Here is a 17,126-nt window from a genome sequence, read left to right as displayed (position 1 = left end):
TGTTAGGGTATTACAAAACATTTGCCTTGATGTATGAGGAAAAAAATCTACAGAGTGAGCAAGGAAATGATGGGTAGGGAGCGCCCTATAAAGCTATTTTTTCTTTTGAGTGGCTCCTTTTTTCTTAAAAAAAGCCTTTACACCATCTGTTGTTTCACTGATGGTCTCAACAATTTCTTTTTCAATTTTGTTGGCGCGGGTGCGTTTTTTCTCCATCAGTTCAGTACTGCTGGCGGGTTCACCCATTAGAAAACCATAAGGTTGCAGGTCAGGAACAGAATCAAAAATCACTTTAATAATGGCGATAATAGGTAAGCAGAGTGCCATACCGGCTATGCCCCACAGGCCAGCCCCCATCAATAAGCCCAGAATAGCCGCCAGCGGATTGATGCTGATTTTTGAGCCTACAATATTGGGGGTAATAAAATTGCCTTCGAGCATTTGTATGGCAAAGAAAGAGGCTGCCACACCAACGGCATACATGGGCGAATCTTTGGTAACCAGTGCAATAACAATGGGGAGCAGAGAGCCGATCAGAATGCCGATGTATGGAATCACGAGTAATATGGAGGCCAGAAAACCAAAGAAAAGGGCGCCTTCAATGTCCAGGAGAAATAAACTTATCGTATTAAGTGTGCCCACTATGAGTGTAACAATAATAACTCCTGACAGATAACTGTGGATAACATCATAGATTTTGCTCAGTATCTCATTTACTTTTGCTTTCTCAGTACTTTTAAACACCTTATGGAAGAAATCCTTAAAAAAGTCACGGTACAGCAATAAGAAAAACATATAAACAGGCATGATAGACAGGTTGCCAATCATGTTCGACGTAGTGGTAAGTGCACTACCTACTACAGCGCCTCCACTACTAATGAGCTGGTCGGCGTAGTTGTTCAGCTGGTTGGTTTGTGTCTCTATCGACAAATTAAATTTCTTCGATGTCCAGTTCAGCAGATTATTGTAGGCTAGTTCAAGTTTAGAAATCAACTGAGGCACCATTTTCGAAATGCCCCGAACCTGCGTAGATGCCAGATAAACAATAATACCTATCACAACCGTGAATAAAATCAATGTTATGGTGATGGATAATACGCGGTTTATCTTTCTGGTCTCTAACCAATGGCACACCGGAAACAGCAGAATAGAGAGAATTATTGAAATAATAAAAGGCACAAGCACCGCCTCGAGTATACTTAACCAATACACGATAATTGTGATTGAGGCAAGCGCAAGAGGTAGTTTTAAATTAAACGGTAAACGTTGTGGCTGCATGTACCCGGGGTTTTAATGGATATAAAATTAAACAAAAACTTGGTGCCATTCTCTTCGGCATCAAGAAATGAAATAAAAACAGGCTACAATTTTCATTTTATAGCCTGTCATATGTATCTTCTGTATACTATATTATGAGTGTTTATTGTTTGACTAAATCTGTTGAGCCGCTTTTAGCTTCTTTTTTCAGGTTTTCGTTGGCAACAATGGCCAGCTCTACTCTTCGGTTTTTATCGCGGCCGCTTTCACTGGTGTTATCAACCAAAGGGGTTGATTCTCCATAACCAATTACCGACATCCTCGTCCGTTTCACACCCTGGTTATTCAGATAATTCGCTACGGCATCTGCCCGCTTTTCCGAAAGATTCGTATTGTATGACTCTGTTCCAACATTATCGGTATGCCCCGCCACCAGAATATTGGTATCGCCGTATTCTTTCAATGTTGTGGCAAGCTTGTCCAGATTCTCTTTTGAAACACTGGTTAGTGCATAAGAATCGAACCCGAACAATATGCCCGACTTCATGGTAAGCTTAATACCTTCACCAATACGCTCAACCTCAGCAACACCGTCCAGATCCTTTTTCATTTTAGCTGCCTGTTTATCCATATATCGGCCAATAAATACCCCGGCCACACCGCCCACTGCAGAACCTACAATGGCATACACCGCAGGATTTTTGCTTTTACTGCCAATGACGGCACCGGCCGCCGCACCAGTACCTACACCTATAATAGCGCCTTTTTGTTCGTTCGTTAATTTCTTGAATGAATTACATGAGATGGTAGAACTCAATAACACAGCAACGTAAACCGATAGCGCGATGGTTCTTTTAAAAATAGATTGACTCTTATTCATGACATTAAAAGTTTTATGAATCTTCAATGCCAATTAAAGAAATGTGCCAGTTTGTTGTAATGGTCTATTAAATATCTGATAGTCAATCGGTTATCTATTTTTGTAAAAGTGCTGAGAATTTCAGGAGATACGAATCTTTTACATACAACTGGGAAAAATATGCTACAATTGCAGTGTACAAACTACGTATCTTTTATATTACCTTCAATAAGAATCAATGCCCTGGCCATTAAATTTATTCATTGTAGTAAAAATATTTTTCTTACTTTTACAATGTAATTTATTGCCTCTGAAATTTAATACTTCACTTCTCGATAGTCTGCTGCCTGATATTGTTTAAAACCGACAAACAGGCACAATTCAAGACAAGTTCTCACTTGTTCTAATCTTTTGTTTTATCCAAAAAAGACTATCAATCATGTTTTATATCGAATCTGAGCGTTTAAGGCTCATTCCGTTAAATTTAAAACAATTACATATATACCATCAGTCTGAGGCATTGGCAGCAGAACTAGAGCTTGATGTCATACACATTGACATGGAGCCGTTTTTTCAGAATGAATTTGACGATGCTCTGCAAAACTTCTGGCAACCCTTCGTCGAGAAAAATCCGGAACACTATCATTGGTTTACCAATTGGCTGATTGTGCTGAAAGAGAAGAATACCGCAATAGGAGGTATTGGTCTGGCAGGCTTACCTAACGAGAACGGAGAGTCGGAAGTAGGTTACGGTGTTGGTTTAGGCTATAGAGGCAAAGGTTATGCTACTGAAGCATTGGCATGTCTCAGCCAATGGGCTTTTATACATCCCGAACTCAGCACAGTTGTGGCACATACGCCAGTCGATTTACTCAATTCGCAAAGAGTGTTGCGACGAGCAGGGTTTGAATCTGTAAGGACAGATAATGAACTGCTAAGGTGGGAATTGAAAAGGAATACTTAATCTAAAATTCCGGAGTGTTTAAACGCACTCCGGTTATTTAACTGAAGTATTGCCATATTTCTTTACCGGCATACCAGATCATGACCACACAAAGGGCAACTTTCATGACGATACCCACAAGGAAACCAATGAAAGAGCCTATGGCCGCTTTAGTGGCTTGTTCAGAACTGGAACCGGCAATAAGTTCGCCAACTAGCGCCCCCAGAAATGCACCAATGAAAATACCAAAAGGGCCAAAAAACAAACCGATGATCAGACCAATCGTGCTGCCCCATGCGCCGTATTTGGAACCACCGAATTTCTTGGTACCCCAGACGGGCACATAATAGTCGAGCACGGTAACCACAAGAGTAAGTATACCGAGTGTCCAAAGCAGGTTTTCGCTGAAATCGGCAAAACGGGTGTAGTGAAGGATAATAACACCTGCAAAGCTTAGTGGTGGACCGGGCAAAGGTAAAACCGCTCCGGCAAGGCCTATCAATAAGCAGAGAATGGCAACTATTAATAGTACAACATCCATAATTTCATAAGGTTATGTGAGTAAACAAATGTATCGGTTTTTGTAATGATACGCCCTATTTTAATCAGTTTTATCAACCATTTATCATATAAGTTAATGAATCAGACATCTCAAACAAGAGCAGAAATGCCTCAGGGAGCAAACAAGGTGCTAGACCGCCGGACGATTGAAAACAGTTATTCGTCGCTCATTCCGCTACTGCAAGAAGGTATGTCTGTATTAGATGTCGGCTGTGGTTCGGGGAGCATTACTGCCGGTGTAGCCGAGCGGATAGGGCCTAATGGCAAAGTAGTAGGTATTGATTTCAGCGAACATCTCATTGATCTTGCCGGAAAGAATTATGCCCACCTGACAAATCTCTCGTTTGAAGTGGCTGATATTAATACCTATGCACCGGAGCATAAATTTGATCTGGTAATTGCTGCCCGCACTTTGCAGTGGGTGAGTAATCCGGCAGATGTAGTTTCAAAAATGCTAAATCTTATAAAACCGGGAGGGCGCCTATCTATATTGGATTACAATCATACAAAAATCGGCTGGACACCCCAACCACCGCAATCAATGCTGGATTTTTATCAGGCATTTTTAAACTGGCGAACAGATGCCGGATATGACAACGCCATTGCAGATAATTTACCTGCTATTTACGAAGATTTAGGCCTTGAGGCCATCAGAGTGGTAGAGCAGCATGAATCGAGTACATCGGAGGACGAGAGATTCAAAGGCGATGCCGCGATCTGGACTGTAGTAGCTGAAACGCGTGGGAAGCAGGTGGCAAAAGACGGATTCATTTCTGAAGAGGTGCGTCTGTCAGCAATCCGGGACTATAACACCTGGATTGCCGACAAAGCGCAAGCTATGAAATTGTATTTACTGGCCATAGAAGCAATTAAGCCTTAGCTAAAACTTTATGCAGGGCTTCTAAAAAGATGTCGGCCTCTTTGGTAGTAACGGCAAGGCTGGGGAGCAAACGGATGGTATGTTTCCCGGCCACGCCTGTAAATATTTTATGATCAAAAAGCAGCGAATTTCTGATAGGGTCTACCGGTTTTTCAAACTCAATACCTATCATTAATCCTTTGCCGCGTAATTCTTTGATACCTTCAAACTGTTTCAGGTTTTCAAAGAAATAATCGCCAACGGCAGCTGCATTTTGCACCAGCTTTTCTTTTCTGATAACATCAATTACAGCATTGGCAGCCGTACAGGCCAGATGATTCCCTCCAAAAGTAGTGCCCAGCATACCGTGCTTTGCCTGAAACTTGGGAGAGATCAGAATGGCTCCAATCGGAAAACCATTGCCCATTCCTTTGGCGGTTGAGATAATATCAGGTTTCACGCCACTGTATTGAAAACTAAAAAATTTACCCGAGCGGCCATATCCGCATTGTACGCTGTCATGAATAAAGATGGCGCCTGTTTTATCACAGGCCTTGCGTATCGTTTTCAGAAACTCATCGCTGGCTACCTGAATACCACCTACTCCCTGAATCCCTTCTACTATTACGGCACAGGTATCAGTATCAATTGCTTTTTTTACGGCTTCCACATCGTTGAACGGCAGTATCTGCACGTGGTCTGCAAAATTAAGCGGGGCTTTAATGGCAGGGTTGTCGGTTACTGCTACGGCAGCCGACGTACGACCATGAAACCCTTTGGTAAAGGCAATCACTTTCTTGCGGCCGTTGTAGAATGAAGCCAGTTTCAAAGCATTTTCGTTGGCTTCAGCACCCGAATTCACCAGAAACAAATAATAATCTTTCAGCCCTGATATCTTACCCAGTTTATCAGCCAGCTCATCCTGCGATGGTATTTTTACAGAGTTTGAATAGAAACCAATGTTCTTTAATTGTTGTGTAAGCCTTCGGACATAAACAGGGTGGGTATGGCCTATCGAAATAACGGCATGTCCACCATAAAGGTCTAAATACTGTTGTCCGTTCTTATCCCATAGATAAGAACCCTGAGCTTTTACAGGCTCAATGTCATAAAGGGGATACACATTAAAAAGCGTCATTTGTAATTGGTTTTTTAGATAATTCAGCCGGCTTACAACCGGTTTTTAAATGAGTTTGCAAAGTTCTCAATTTATTATTAAAAATCAGGAAAAAACGGAAAGATTATGAAAGGTGGAAAGATTAAAAACGCGGCTAGACGTGGATAACCCTGTTGATATGTGGATAAGTGCCACTCGAATAGCTCGCCTTTAGATGAAAGAATTAAAGGATTTCTGAAAGTGAGCAAAATGGAAGAGTAGATGGAAATATCTTATAAAAAAAGAGAAAAAGCCAGACAAATGAATATGTTCCGGCTTTTTCTCTTATAACTAAATGAAATACAGACTAATAACGCGGGTGATTGGCCTATATTGTAAGAAAGAAAAATTATTCAATAATTTTTCAAAAATAACTATTCTATACTTAATTTTAGCAAATGAGTAGACTTTCAGATACTACACGCAATCAAAAACAAAATGGTTTATGCGGCAATCAATCATATACGAAATTACCATACAATACATAGGCACTTTGAATGATGTTAGAAAACGGGAGCCTTTCACTGTCTATTTTTCTAATCTGAAAAGAGCCATAGAATGTGTGCAGACTAATCTGGCAATTAATGGATGGGAGCAGAAAAAAGTGAATTATACGGCCGTTTACAGGGCATTAAAAGTAAAAAACAAGTTTGTCTGTGATTTCGATGCTATGAAAACCAAGTTTTTTCAGGTTATCATTACTACTAAAACACTCAATCCTAAGCTTACAACTCTGGGTATAGATGAATATCCCACCCTAAAGAAGTGATTCCGGCAGTTATGTTGTAGCAAATCAAAAAAATAAATCTAATTTTGTTTAACTTTTTTATAACAAAATTAAACAATACTGGTTATAGTTGAAGACTGAAAAGGTTTTTAAAGAATGAGCAAAGCAATAGTAATAGGGGCTGGGTTTGCAGGGCTGTCGGCAGCAACAAAGCTTGCCAGCGCTGGTTATGAGGTAATTATTCTGGAAAAAAATGCGATGGCAGGTGGAAGAGCCCGCGTTTTTGAAGAAAAAGGCTTTGTATTTGATATGGGCCCGAGTTGGTACTGGATGCCCGATGTATTTGAGAGATACTTTGCTGAGTTCGGTAAGAAAGTGGCCGATTACTATGAATTGGTGCGTCTCAATCCTTCATATAAAGTAGTTTTTAGTCCAACGGAATCAATTGAACTTCTGGCGAACCTGGAAGAACTAAAGTCTTTGTTTGACAGCATTGAGCCTGGTAGTAGCAAAAGATTGGAAGATTTTTTACAAGAATCGAAATACAAATATGAGGTAGGTATAGGCGAATTCGTCTGGAAACCCGGCTTGTCTGTCACCGAGTTTTTCGATTTCCGGCTTTTAACAAAGGCCATCAGTTTAGATTTGTTTGCTTCGTTTGGCAGACATATCCGGAAGTTTTTCAGCAATGAGAAATTATTGCAATTGATGGAGTTTCCGATTTTGTTTCTTGGGGCTACTCCGCAGAATACTCCGGCATTATATAGCCTGATGAATTATGCCGAAATAGCCCTGGGAACCTGGTATCCGATGGGAGGCATGCATGAAATCGTAAAGGCCATAGTTCGGTTGGCGGAAGAAAAAGGAGTTGATATCCGCTTGAATCAGGAAGTAAAGCAGATAGTTGTAAAGAACGGAACAGCCAATAAGGTAATTACCGCAACCGGAGAATACGAGGCAGATATTGTTGTAGGCGGTGCAGATTATCATCATATCGAAACCCGGCTGTTGGCTAAAGAATATCAGAGCTATAGTGAAAAGTACTGGCAGAGCCGTACAATGGCCCCGTCTTCTTTATTGTTTTACCTGGGTGTTAACAGGGAAATAGATAAACTGGTACATCATAATCTGTTTTTCGACGAAGATTTCAATCAGCACGCCAAAGAGATTTATACAAACCCGCAATGGCCGTCGAAACCATTGTTTTACGTTTCTGTGCCGTCTAAAACCGATACCAGTGTAGCACCTGAAGGCGCTGAAAACCTTTTCGTACTCATTCCGATTGCACCGGATTTGCAGGATGCAGAGGAAGTACGTGAGAAATACTATGAAATAGTCATGGAAAGATTAGAAAAATATGTAGGCCACTCTATAAAGGAGCATGTAATTTTTAAGAGAAGCTTTGCCGTAAGTGACTTTAAAAATGAATACCACTCTTTCCGTGGCAATGCCTATGGGCTCGCGAATACCCTGATGCAAACGGCGTTTCTGAAACCGGGTATGAAAAGTAAAAAAGTCAGGAACCTGTTTTATACAGGCCAGCTGACGGTGCCCGGGCCGGGCGTTCCGCCGTCTTTGATTTCAGGTTTGGTGGTAGCGAATCAGATAATAAAAAAATTTGGACAAACCCATAAAGAAGTAACAGTCGCTTAGATAGAGTTACCCATCCTTTTAACAGTAGAAAGCATGTTTGATTTGTTTGAAAAAACAACGTTCGGTTGTAGTAAGCTGATAACCAGATACTATAGTACTTCATTTACGCTGGGTATACAAACACTCGACCGTAAGTTTCGGGACCCGATTTATGGTATTTATGGGTTTGTGAGATATGCCGATGAAATTGTGGATACTTTCCATGATTTCGATAAGAAAACATTGCTGGACCGTTATAGACAAGAAACGAGCATAGCAATAGCAGAAGGAATCAGTCTCAACCCCGTGCTACACTCTTTTCAGAAAGTAGTGAGGCAATACAAAATAGATCAGGAACTGATCAGCGTATTTCTTGACAGCATGGAGATGGATATATGCACCAAAGCCTATGACAAAAAGAGATACAATGAATACATTTATGGATCGGCTGAAGCGGTGGGTTTAATGTGCCTGCGGGTTTTTTGTGAAGGAGACGAAAATCTGTATCATACCTTGAAAGATTATGCCGGTAGTCTTGGGGCTGCTTTTCAGAAAGTAAATTTTCTGCGCGATATGCAGAGTGATTTTCTGGATAGAGGCCGCATTTATTTTCCGAATATAGATTTCAACAATTTCAGCCGTGGTATAAAAAAACAGATAGAGGCCGATATCCAACAGGATTTTGATAAGGCCTATAAAGGTATAGTTCTGTTGCCCGCAGGAGCAAGAAAAGGGGTCTATCTGGCCTACTGCTATTATCTGAAGCTTTTTAGCCGTATCAGGAATCTGCCTGCAGACCGTATACAACAGGAGCGTATTCGTGTACCCGACAGTATAAAGCTGGTTTTATTAGCCAAAACCTGGGTGCAAAGTGGCCTCAATATCATCTGAATTTAACCTACGCACAAGGCTTGCCGGTATTTAAACCGGCAAGCTTTTTGTTACCCTATACTTGGGTTGTTTGTGATTTTTTTCGTATTTTTGCTCAATTATCCTCACCATAATCTGTTTTTAGTACTGATTCAGATAAAGGGTTCTTAATGAGATACTTAATAGAAAATCGCATATACACATGAAGTTTGTTGTTTCATCATCAGCTCTGCTTAAACACCTGTCTACAATTAATGGTGTTATTGCCAGTAACCCTATTGTTCCTATTCTTGAAAACTTTTTGTTTCAACTGGACAAAGGCAATCTAACGGTAACGGCTTCAGATATGCAAACGGTTATGATTACCGAGTTTGAGGTAGAATCACGCGATAGCGGTTCTTTTGCTGTACCTGCCCGTTTATTACTTGATACCCTGAGAAGTTTACCTGAGCAACCCATTCAGATTAATGTTGACGAAGAAACTTTCGGAACAGAACTGGTGACAGCCAATGGCCGTTACAAGCTCGCCGGCGAAAACCCGATGGATTTTCCGCGTGTTCCACAGGTAAATCGCAATTTCAGTATTGAATTGGATTCAGATACTCTGGGTTCTGCTATTGCCAATACGATTTTTGCGACCAGTACGGACGATCTGCGCCCGGCCATGACCGGGGTATTTGTGCAGGCATCTGACAAAGCCACTACTTTTGTAGCCACAGACGGACACCGTTTGATACGCTATCGTCGGGAAGATGTAACATCGCCCAACAACACATCAATGATTCTGCCCCGCAAGGCTCTGAACCTACTTAAATCATCATTGCCGACGGAGGCATTGCCTGTAAAAGCAGAGTTCAGCAATTCAAATGCGTTTTTCAGCTTCGGTAATATCAAGATGATTTGTCGCCTGATTGATGAGCGCTTCCCTGACTACGAGAATGTGATACCGCAAAGTAATCCGAATAAACTCAAAATTGAGCGCACAGAATTATTGAGTACTTTAAAACGTATTTCGATTTATTCCAATAAAACCACGCATCAGATCCGCCTTAAAATTTCGGCTGATGAGCTAGTGATTTCTGCAGAAGATCTTGACTATTCAAACGAAGCAACTGAAAAACTGGCTTGTGAATATGACGGCGATGACATCGAAATTGGTTTCAATGCCAAGTTCTTAATCGAAATGCTCAACAATCTGAGTGTGAAGAATATATCCCTTGAAATGTCACAACCGAATCGCGCCGGTTTGATTATTCCGGTTGAAAAAACCGACAATGAAGATACCTTAATGCTTGTGATGCCTGTTATGCTAAATACCTACGCATAAGTAGTTTAATGATATGCAAAAGCCCTATAAGCCTGTAATTGGTTTGTAGGGCTTTTACTTTTCAATTTTTGAATTAAAAATTAACAGATATTGTGAGTAAAATAAGAGATTTCTTCTCCCGCATCGGGCTCGACTGGTTTCTGGGAGCTATTCTGTTAATGGTCGTTCTGGCTTATTATTTTCCGTCTTTCGGCCTTATGCAGGAACCGGTTTCGCTGGAAGAACTGGCCAATTACGGTGTCTCAGGCATTTTCTTTTTCTATGGTCTTAAATTAAGTACAGACAAGCTAAAACAGGGTTTGTCTAACTGGAAAATGCACGTTGTAATTCAGACGACAACCTTTGTATTGTTTCCATTGATTGCTTTATTGGTCAGACCCTTTTTTAAAGGCTCAGACAGTGAAAATCTCTGGTTAGGGATATTTTACTTAGCTGCCTTACCTTCTACGGTTTCGGCCTCGGTAGTGATGGTTTCTATGGCCAATGGCAATGTGCCGTCTGCTATTTTTAATGCCAGTATCTCAAGCCTGATAGGCCTGTTTATGACGCCTCTATGGGTGGGGCTTTTTATCGTGGCAGATACAGGCAATTTTGATGCCTGGAGCATTACTGGCAAGCTATGCTTACAAGTGCTGCTTCCGTTAATTATAGGAATGCTGCTCAATAAACGCTTAGGCTGGTTTACTGATAAATATAAAGGCGCCTTAAAAACGTTCGACCAATCTATTATTCTGATAATAATCTATACTTCATTCTGTAAATCTTTTGCCCTGAATCTATTCAAAGGCTTATCATTTGTAGAACTCATTTTGCTGATAGCAGGCTTACTGGCTTTGTTTTTTATAGTAATACTGATTACCAATTCTATAAGCAGAATATCAGGCTTTAGCAAAGCAGATAATATAACAGTGATGTTTTGTGGCTCCAAGAAGTCTTTAGTGCATGGCACAGTGATGTCTAAAGTGCTATTCACCCAAAGCAGCATAGTGGGTATTGTTTTGCTGCCACTCATGATTTACCATGCTTTGCAACTCATTGCGGCTAGTATAATGGCACAAAGGTTTACGAAGGAGGAATGAAATGATACAATCATATATATAAAACAGAAAGCCTGTCATTCCAGAAATGACAGGCTTTTATATACTAATAGTTAACAATTTTCAAACTAAAACTCCCCTTTAGGGGCTGGGGGCACTTACCCCACCGTCGAAGCAATGCTCGAAGTCAGGTATTCACGGTTCAGACGGGCAATGTTCTCCAAAGAAATCTCTTTAGGGCATTCAATAGCACAAGCTCCGGTATTAGTACAATTACCAAACCCTTCAGCATCCATTTGAGCAACCATTTTAATGGCTCTTTCCTCACGTTCCGGCTGGCCTTGCGGTAAAAGTGCTAATTGAGATACTTTTGCCGATACAAAAAGCATGGCAGAAGCATTTTTACAAGCCGCTACGCAGGCACCGCAACCAATACAAGCGGCGGCAGCAAACGCCTTGTCTGCTTCTTCTTTCGGAATCGGAAGCGTGTTTCCATCCTGTGCGTTACCTGTATTGACAGAAATATAACCACCTGAAGCAATGATACGGTCGAAAGCACTTCTATCTACTACTAGATCTTTAATAACCGGAAATGCCGTTGCTCTCCAGGGTTCAACCACAATAGTATCGCCATCTTTGAAGCTACGCATGTGTAGCTGGCAGGTTGTTACTCCTTCAAGCGGTCCATGAGGACGGCCGTTGATATACATTGAACACATACCACAGATACCTTCGCGACAGTCGTGGTCAAAGGCTACAGGCTCTTTATCATCATGAATAAGGTCTTCATTCAGTACGTCAAACATCTCCAGGAAAGACATGTCCGGCGATACTTCCTTAACATTGTATGTTTCTAAAGCTCCTCTTGCATCTTTATTTTTTTGGCGCCAAACTTTTAATGTAATGTTCATGATATTGCAAATTTTTCTCTCAACGCAGTGGTTGGTTTTTCATAAAATGAATATATAAAATAAGAAAGAACCAATGTAAGTAACCAAAAAACCAAATACCCTCTAACTGCACTATCCGCATCATTTACCGGTAAATACCGACCAATTACGTCCATTATAAGTGAAGCATTTATCAGATACATTGAATAGGATAACTTACTAATTAATGTAACTCCTTTCTCCAAAAATTTCAGTTTACATGTTTTCCAGTTTGATAACATCGGCAACAATGCCAAAATGCTTATGCTGGAAAGAAAATCATAATTGACCCTTTTAAAATTAGTCTCAAATCCATAAAAATTGGCCAATAAGTAAATGCCTGTAACTCCTATTCCAAAAAACAAATATCTAAATCTAAACCAAATTTCTTTATAAAAAATAGATATATATGCTCCTAAAACACCGTAAACAATCGAGTCAAGTCTATAAATTACTACAGTTCTAAACTTATGAACCCATCCTGTAAATAAATCTAACACTTCCATATCTCTTACCATATAGTTTCTGAATAGCATTGAAAACAATATAATAAAAAGACTACAGATCAATATTACTTTACTGATTTTCCCTTTTACTACGAAAGAGATTAGCACACATAGCAAAGGAAATATAAAATAAAACCATTCTTCTACGCATAAGCTCCAAGACTCTCCGAAAAACTCTAAATTATTCAGAAACGTAAGGTTCTGAAGGAAGAAAAAATACTTCCAGACATTACTTACTATATATCCGCTACTCCAATGCATCTGTAAAGCTATGTTTACCAAGAGAATGAAATAGTAGTTTGGTAAGGTTCTAAACCATCTTCTAATCCAAAAGTTATAGATATCCTTCCACGAAAGCTTTTGTTGCTGCCCGTAGTCCTTTAGAAAGATGCCTCCGATCAAAAAACCACTTAAACTAAAGAACAAATCAACCCCGTCAACAAACCAAAACTGAGGGAAATTCGGAAAATACTCATGAATAAGCGCTCTCCCGTGTAACAAGCAAACCAACAAAATAGATACAGCACGTAAGAGATCTAAGCCAAAAACTCTAGAGCTTGAACTCATAGATTATCCTTATTTATAACTACGCTGCGCAATTTTAATGTTCTCGTAAACCAAAGGCTCTTTATTCAAATTCCATTGGCTATCTCCTTCATATTCCCAGGCGGCTACATACATGTAGTTTTCATCATCACGCATAGCCTCACCTTCTTCGGTTTGGTATTCTTCGCGGAAGTGTCCACCACAAGATTCGTTTCTATTCAGGGCATCCATACACATCAGCTCTCCTAATTCAATAAAGTCAGCTACGCGTCCGGCTTTATCTAATTCAGGATTAAACTCATCAGCGTCTCCCATTACACGCAAATCAGACCAGAACTCTCTTTTCAAGGCACGAATCTCTTCAATCGCCTCTGTCAATCCTTTTTCATTACGGGCCATACCACATTTGTCCCACATAATTTTGCCAAGACGCTTGTGGAACGATTCAGGAGATTGTTTACCCTTAATGGTCAATAATTTATTGATTCTTTCTTTTACCGAATTTTCAGCTTCAATAAAGGCAGGGTGATCGGTAGGAATCGCTTTTGTACGTATTTCTCCTGACAGATAAGCACCGATAGTATAAGGAATTACAAAATACCCGTCTGCTAAACCTTGCATCAGGGCAGAAGCCCCCAGACGGTTAGCACCATGGTCTGAGAAGTTAGCCTCTCCTAAAGCATATAAACCGGGCACGTTGGTCATCAGGTTATAATCAACCCAAAGGCCCCCCATTGTATAGTGTACAGCCGGATAAATACGCATAGGCACTTCATAAGGGTCTTCACCGGTAATCTGCTTATACATATCGAACAGGTTGCCGTATTTTTCTTTCACTACAGCCTTACCCATCACAATTATCTCTTCTTTTGAAGGGCTATGTAATCCTTTCTTATTGGCTTCGATTTTACCATAACGCTCAATAGCATAGGCATAATCAAGATAAACAGCCATTTTAGATGTACCTACACCATAACCTGCATCGCAACGCTCTTTAGCGGCACGAGAGGCGATATCGCGGGGTACAAGGTTACCAAACGCCGGGTAACGGCGCTCTAGGTAATAATCTCTTTCCTCTTCAGGTATTTCGTTGGCGGCGCGTGTATCTTCTTTTTGTTTAGGAACCCAGATACGCCCGTCGTTACGCAACGACTCCGACATCAACGTCAATTTCGACTGGTGGTCGCCAGATACCGGAATACAGGTCGGGTGAATTTGCGTAAAACAAGGATTACCGAAATAAGCTCCTTTTTTATGTGCTTTCCATGCGGCGGTTACGTTGCTACCCATTGCATTGGTAGAAAGATAGAAAACGTTTCCATATCCGCCTGTGCAAAGTAAAACGGCATGTCCGAAATGGCGTTCCAGTTCACCCGTTACCAGATTCCTGGCAATAATACCACGGGCTTTTCCGTCTATCGTTACCACTTCCAGCATTTCATGGCGGCTATACATGGTTACAGTACCGATACCCACCTGACGCTCCAAGCCTGAATAGGCTCCTAAAAGCAACTGCTGTCCGGTTTGTCCGGCAGCATAAAAAGTACGTTGTACCTGTGTACCACCAAATGAGCGGTTCGAAAGCAACCCGCCGTATTCACGGGCAAAAGGTACACCCTGCGCCACACATTGGTCGATGATGTTTCCAGACACCTCTGCTAAACGGTGAACGTTAGCCTCTCTTGCACGATAATCACCACCTTTAATTGTATCATAGAAAAGACGGTACACCGAGTCACCGTCGTTCTGGTAATTTTTTGCTGCGTTAATACCCCCTTGAGCCGCAATGGAGTGCGCCCTGCGTGGAGAATCCTGAAAACAGAAAGCTTTTACTTTATAACCAAGTTCGGCCAGGGTAGCCGCTGCTGAAGCGCCCGCCAGGCCGGTACCTACTACTATTATTTCTATACTGCGTTTATTGGCAGGATTCACCAGCGACACAGTAGAACGATATTTTGTCCATTTTTCCGCTAAAGGAGTTTCGGGAATTTTGGCATCTAAGTTTTTGGACATATCCGTATATCAATTAGTCTGAGAATCAATTACCCATTAAGTGTTTTACATAAAAGAAAATTGGCATTGCCGCAAAACCGACAGGAATAAGTATGGCAAAAATCCAGACGCTGATTGCTTTTACCAGCGGTGTATATTTGGGGTGGTTCCAGCCCAATGTCTGGAATGCACTCTGGAATCCGTGGTATAAGTGGAAACCTACAGCAAACATACCTACAATGTAAAGCAATACTAAGAAGGGATTCTGGAATGCAATCGAAACTTCTTTGTAAAGGTCTTTTACAATCACTAAATGTGTACCCGTTTCTAAATCGCTTATTTCTACTTTTTTAACATCCTGCGTGTAGGTTGACGGCATCTCGCTGGCTATTATTTCACCTGTTCTTACGTCCTGCACATATTGTACATAAGGTAGTGGGTCATTGTGATATTTGTACCAGAAATCGCCCATGTGAACAACAATATAGACCAACAGAACAGTTCCTAAAACAGCCATGTTCCGGCTTGACCACGAAGAAGAATTCTTAACAACGGCATATCTTACCGGCCGTGCTTTACGGTTCTGGTACTCAAGATACAGACCCCAGAAAGCATGGAAAAGAATGAAGAAGTAGTTAAGATAAGAAATAACCTTAATAGGCGGAAAAGAAGTCATAAAAACAGCATAGGTATTGAAACTATAGCCCCCGTCTTTATAAAAAAGTTGTAAATTGCCCGAAAGGTGTACTACAAGAAAAGTACAAAGAAAAAGCCCGGTTAATGACATCAGAACTTTTTTCCCTATAGAGCTTGATAATGTTTTTGTAAGCCAAGACATACTTTATTCCAGTTTGAAAACTAAAAGTTCAACTATTTTGGTGCTAAGCAAAAATACTTAGAAAAGTACAATTACTTTTGCGGGTCAAAAGTAAGCCACAAACTATTTAGAATCAATAAAAATAAAGCCCTTTTTTAAAAATGGGGTTTTAATGAAAAAAGCAGGATGCCCATTCATCCTGGTATTTTGAAAATACTAACGGGAGTATATACAACGAATACGTTTTTTTTTCGTTTATATTTACGGATAATCCTAATTGAGCGCTTATGAAAGCATTGAAGTTTACTATTTTTTCTATTATTCTCAGCTTTTTAGTATTTACACAAGCACAAGCTACTCACTTACGGGCGGGCGAAATAACGGCCAAAAGAATTTCGTCGACTACCCTTACCTATCGTGTTACCTTAACTACCTATACTGACCAGATTAACGGAGTACAAGCCAACGAGGGTGCCAATTTTGTGAAGTTTTCGTTTGGCGTAACAGGCGTACCTCTATATGATGTAAAACGTAAAAAGAAGTTTCTGATTAACTCCGGAACCATGTGTAATGTGTATGATACTACCTTTACGTTTCCGGCACAGGGGCGCTATACAATTACCTGCGGTATCTCTAACAGAAATGCGAATACAGTTAACCTGCAGGGTCCAACCGACCAGATCAGCTTCTTTGTAGAAACTACTATAGTAGTTAACGGGGCATTAGGATTGAACAACACACCTGTTTTATTGAATATACCGGTTGATACAGCCGGAGTTGGAAAAAGATTTATTCATAACCCCGGTGCATTCGATGCCGATGGGGATAGTTTGGCTTACAGACTGACAGCCCCTAAAAGAGATTTTGGTGATGGAACCGGAATAGGTGGTTTTGCTGCGGGGTATCGAGATCCATCGAGTTTAGGGGATTCGAGGCTGACCGAAGACGGGTCAGGGCCATCCTTTTTCAGGATAGACGCACTCACGGGAGACTTAATATGGGACGCCCCCGGGCGTCTGGGCGTGAATCAATACCAGGTCAACGTAGCCTTTATCGTAGAAGAATGGCGGAAAGGCCTGAACGGTAGCTACACAAAGATAGGCGAGAT

Annotated in this window: 15 protein-coding genes and 1 pseudogene; 8 read left to right on the top strand and 8 right to left on the bottom strand. The window is 40.9% G+C overall.

All coding sequences use genetic code 11. From position 1 onward, the window contains the following. Nucleotides 1–93 precede the first annotated feature (93 nt). On the bottom strand, nt 94–1,278 hold the full coding sequence (locus AC1RRY_RS21680; RefSeq protein WP_492823854.1) for an AI-2E family transporter: 1,185 nt from the start codon (nt 1,276–1,278) through the stop codon (nt 94–96). A gap of 142 nt (nt 1,279–1,420) precedes the next feature. Continuing rightward, the gene (locus AC1RRY_RS21675; RefSeq protein WP_492823852.1) at nt 1,421–2,137 is read right to left on the bottom strand and encodes a YiaD family glycine zipper/OmpA-like lipoprotein; all 717 of its coding nucleotides are present in this window, start codon (nt 2,135–2,137) and stop codon (nt 1,421–1,423) included. A gap of 418 nt (nt 2,138–2,555) precedes the next feature. Here AC1RRY_RS21675 and AC1RRY_RS21670 point away from each other — a divergent pair, with 418 nt between their 5' ends. Then, nucleotides 2,556–3,080 carry a GNAT family N-acetyltransferase gene (locus tag AC1RRY_RS21670; RefSeq protein ID WP_492823850.1) on the top strand — a complete coding sequence of 175 codons (525 nt, stop codon included), beginning with the start codon at nt 2,556–2,558 and terminating at the stop codon, nt 3,078–3,080. Nucleotides 3,081–3,117: 37 nt separating this feature from the next. Here the strand turns inward: AC1RRY_RS21670 and AC1RRY_RS21665 are convergent, their stop codons facing one another. After that, the gene (locus AC1RRY_RS21665; RefSeq protein WP_492823848.1) at nt 3,118–3,600 is read right to left on the bottom strand and encodes a DUF456 domain-containing protein; all 483 of its coding nucleotides are present in this window, start codon (nt 3,598–3,600) and stop codon (nt 3,118–3,120) included. 96 nt (nt 3,601–3,696) lie between these two features. On the opposite strand from AC1RRY_RS21665, the gene AC1RRY_RS21660 reads away from it, so the two are divergent. After that, nucleotides 3,697–4,500 (top strand): class I SAM-dependent methyltransferase, encoded by an 804-nt coding sequence (locus tag AC1RRY_RS21660; protein ID WP_492823846.1) that lies wholly within the window; start codon nt 3,697–3,699, stop codon nt 4,498–4,500. On the opposite strand, the gene AC1RRY_RS21655 is transcribed toward AC1RRY_RS21660, so the two are convergent. Continuing rightward, on the bottom strand, nt 4,490–5,617 hold the full coding sequence (locus tag AC1RRY_RS21655; protein WP_492823844.1) for an aspartate aminotransferase family protein: 1,128 nt from the start codon (nt 5,615–5,617) through the stop codon (nt 4,490–4,492). The two genes, AC1RRY_RS21660 and AC1RRY_RS21655, sit on opposite strands and share 11 nt — an antisense overlap. A 463-nt stretch (nt 5,618–6,080) precedes the next feature. Here AC1RRY_RS21655 and AC1RRY_RS21650 point away from each other — a divergent pair, with 463 nt between their 5' ends. The 5 genes from AC1RRY_RS21650 (at nt 6,081) to AC1RRY_RS21630 (ending at nt 11,270) form a co-directional block, all read left to right on the top strand. Then, nucleotides 6,081–6,404 carry a hypothetical protein gene (locus AC1RRY_RS21650; RefSeq protein WP_492823842.1) on the top strand — a complete coding sequence of 108 codons (324 nt, stop codon included), beginning with the start codon at nt 6,081–6,083 and terminating at the stop codon, nt 6,402–6,404. A 114-nt stretch (nt 6,405–6,518) separates the two neighbouring features. Continuing rightward, nucleotides 6,519–8,015, top strand: a complete 1,497-nt coding sequence (gene crtID / locus AC1RRY_RS21645) for a bifunctional phytoene desaturase/3,4-desaturase (protein ID WP_492823840.1) — start codon at nt 6,519–6,521, stop codon at nt 8,013–8,015. 33 nt (nt 8,016–8,048) lie between these two features. Further along, nucleotides 8,049–8,885 carry a phytoene/squalene synthase family protein gene (locus AC1RRY_RS21640; RefSeq protein ID WP_492823838.1) on the top strand — a complete coding sequence of 279 codons (837 nt, stop codon included), beginning with the start codon at nt 8,049–8,051 and terminating at the stop codon, nt 8,883–8,885. 181 nt (nt 8,886–9,066) lie between these two features. After that, nucleotides 9,067–10,191, top strand: a complete 1,125-nt coding sequence (gene dnaN, locus AC1RRY_RS21635) for a DNA polymerase III subunit beta (protein WP_492823836.1) — start codon at nt 9,067–9,069, stop codon at nt 10,189–10,191. Between the two features lie 92 nt (nt 10,192–10,283). Further along, nucleotides 10,284–11,270 carry a bile acid:sodium symporter family protein gene (locus AC1RRY_RS21630; RefSeq protein ID WP_492823834.1) on the top strand — a complete coding sequence of 329 codons (987 nt, stop codon included), beginning with the start codon at nt 10,284–10,286 and terminating at the stop codon, nt 11,268–11,270. 116 nt (nt 11,271–11,386) lie between these two features. Here the strand turns inward: AC1RRY_RS21630 and AC1RRY_RS21625 are convergent, their stop codons facing one another. Genes AC1RRY_RS21625 through AC1RRY_RS21610 form a run of 4 tightly spaced genes read right to left on the bottom strand, consistent with a single transcriptional unit; the run spans nt 11,387 to nt 16,039 of the window. Further along, a complete protein-coding gene (locus AC1RRY_RS21625) occupies nt 11,387–12,139 on the bottom strand; it encodes a succinate dehydrogenase/fumarate reductase iron-sulfur subunit (protein WP_492823832.1) in 753 nt (250 codons plus the stop codon). Continuing rightward, a complete protein-coding gene (locus AC1RRY_RS21620) occupies nt 12,136–13,230 on the bottom strand; it encodes an acyltransferase family protein (protein ID WP_492823830.1) in 1,095 nt (364 codons plus the stop codon). Before AC1RRY_RS21620 ends, AC1RRY_RS21625 begins: the two co-directional genes overlap by 4 nt. Nucleotides 13,231–13,239: 9 nt before the next feature. Beyond that, on the bottom strand, nt 13,240–15,222 hold the full coding sequence (locus tag AC1RRY_RS21615) for a fumarate reductase/succinate dehydrogenase flavoprotein subunit (protein WP_492823828.1): 1,983 nt from the start codon (nt 15,220–15,222) through the stop codon (nt 13,240–13,242). Between the two features lie 25 nt (nt 15,223–15,247). Further along, nucleotides 15,248–16,039, bottom strand: coding sequence for a succinate dehydrogenase cytochrome b subunit (locus tag AC1RRY_RS21610; RefSeq protein ID WP_492823826.1), 792 nt, complete (start codon nt 16,037–16,039; stop codon nt 15,248–15,250). A gap of 266 nt (nt 16,040–16,305) precedes the next feature. On the opposite strand from AC1RRY_RS21610, the pseudogene AC1RRY_RS21605 reads away from it, so the two are divergent. Beyond that, a pseudogene (locus tag AC1RRY_RS21605) lies at nt 16,306–17,126 on the top strand (gliding motility-associated C-terminal domain-containing protein); the annotation flags it as partial.

The sequence above is a fragment of the Emticicia sp. GW821-FHT11C11 genome (assembly GCF_058808615.1).
The sequence above is the reverse complement of the archived record's forward strand: the minus strand, read 5'-3'. Positions and strand labels throughout refer to the sequence as shown.

Excerpts from the sequence above, each read along its gene's own strand:
- crtID (WP_492823840.1), top strand. The coding sequence starts at position 6,519 with ATGAGCAAAGCAATAGTAATAGGGGCTGGGTTTGCAGGGCTGTCGGCA.
- AC1RRY_RS21650 (WP_492823842.1), top strand. The coding sequence starts at position 6,081 with ATGCGGCAATCAATCATATACGAAATTACCATACAATACATAGGCACT.
- AC1RRY_RS21665 (WP_492823848.1), bottom strand. The coding sequence starts at position 3,600 with ATGGATGTTGTACTATTAATAGTTGCCATTCTCTGCTTATTGATAGGC.
- AC1RRY_RS21660 (WP_492823846.1), top strand. The coding sequence starts at position 3,697 with ATGAATCAGACATCTCAAACAAGAGCAGAAATGCCTCAGGGAGCAAAC.
- AC1RRY_RS21640 (WP_492823838.1), top strand. The coding sequence starts at position 8,049 with ATGTTTGATTTGTTTGAAAAAACAACGTTCGGTTGTAGTAAGCTGATA.
- AC1RRY_RS21655 (WP_492823844.1), bottom strand. The coding sequence starts at position 5,617 with ATGACGCTTTTTAATGTGTATCCCCTTTATGACATTGAGCCTGTAAAA.
- AC1RRY_RS21680 (WP_492823854.1), bottom strand. The coding sequence starts at position 1,278 with ATGCAGCCACAACGTTTACCGTTTAATTTAAAACTACCTCTTGCGCTT.
- dnaN (WP_492823836.1), top strand. The coding sequence starts at position 9,067 with ATGAAGTTTGTTGTTTCATCATCAGCTCTGCTTAAACACCTGTCTACA.
- AC1RRY_RS21625 (WP_492823832.1), bottom strand. The coding sequence starts at position 12,139 with ATGAACATTACATTAAAAGTTTGGCGCCAAAAAAATAAAGATGCAAGA.
- AC1RRY_RS21675 (WP_492823852.1), bottom strand. The coding sequence starts at position 2,137 with ATGAATAAGAGTCAATCTATTTTTAAAAGAACCATCGCGCTATCGGTT.
- AC1RRY_RS21615 (WP_492823828.1), bottom strand. The coding sequence starts at position 15,222 with ATGTCCAAAAACTTAGATGCCAAAATTCCCGAAACTCCTTTAGCGGAA.
- AC1RRY_RS21620 (WP_492823830.1), bottom strand. The coding sequence starts at position 13,230 with ATGAGTTCAAGCTCTAGAGTTTTTGGCTTAGATCTCTTACGTGCTGTA.
- AC1RRY_RS21610 (WP_492823826.1), bottom strand. The coding sequence starts at position 16,039 with ATGTCTTGGCTTACAAAAACATTATCAAGCTCTATAGGGAAAAAAGTT.
- AC1RRY_RS21670 (WP_492823850.1), top strand. The coding sequence starts at position 2,556 with ATGTTTTATATCGAATCTGAGCGTTTAAGGCTCATTCCGTTAAATTTA.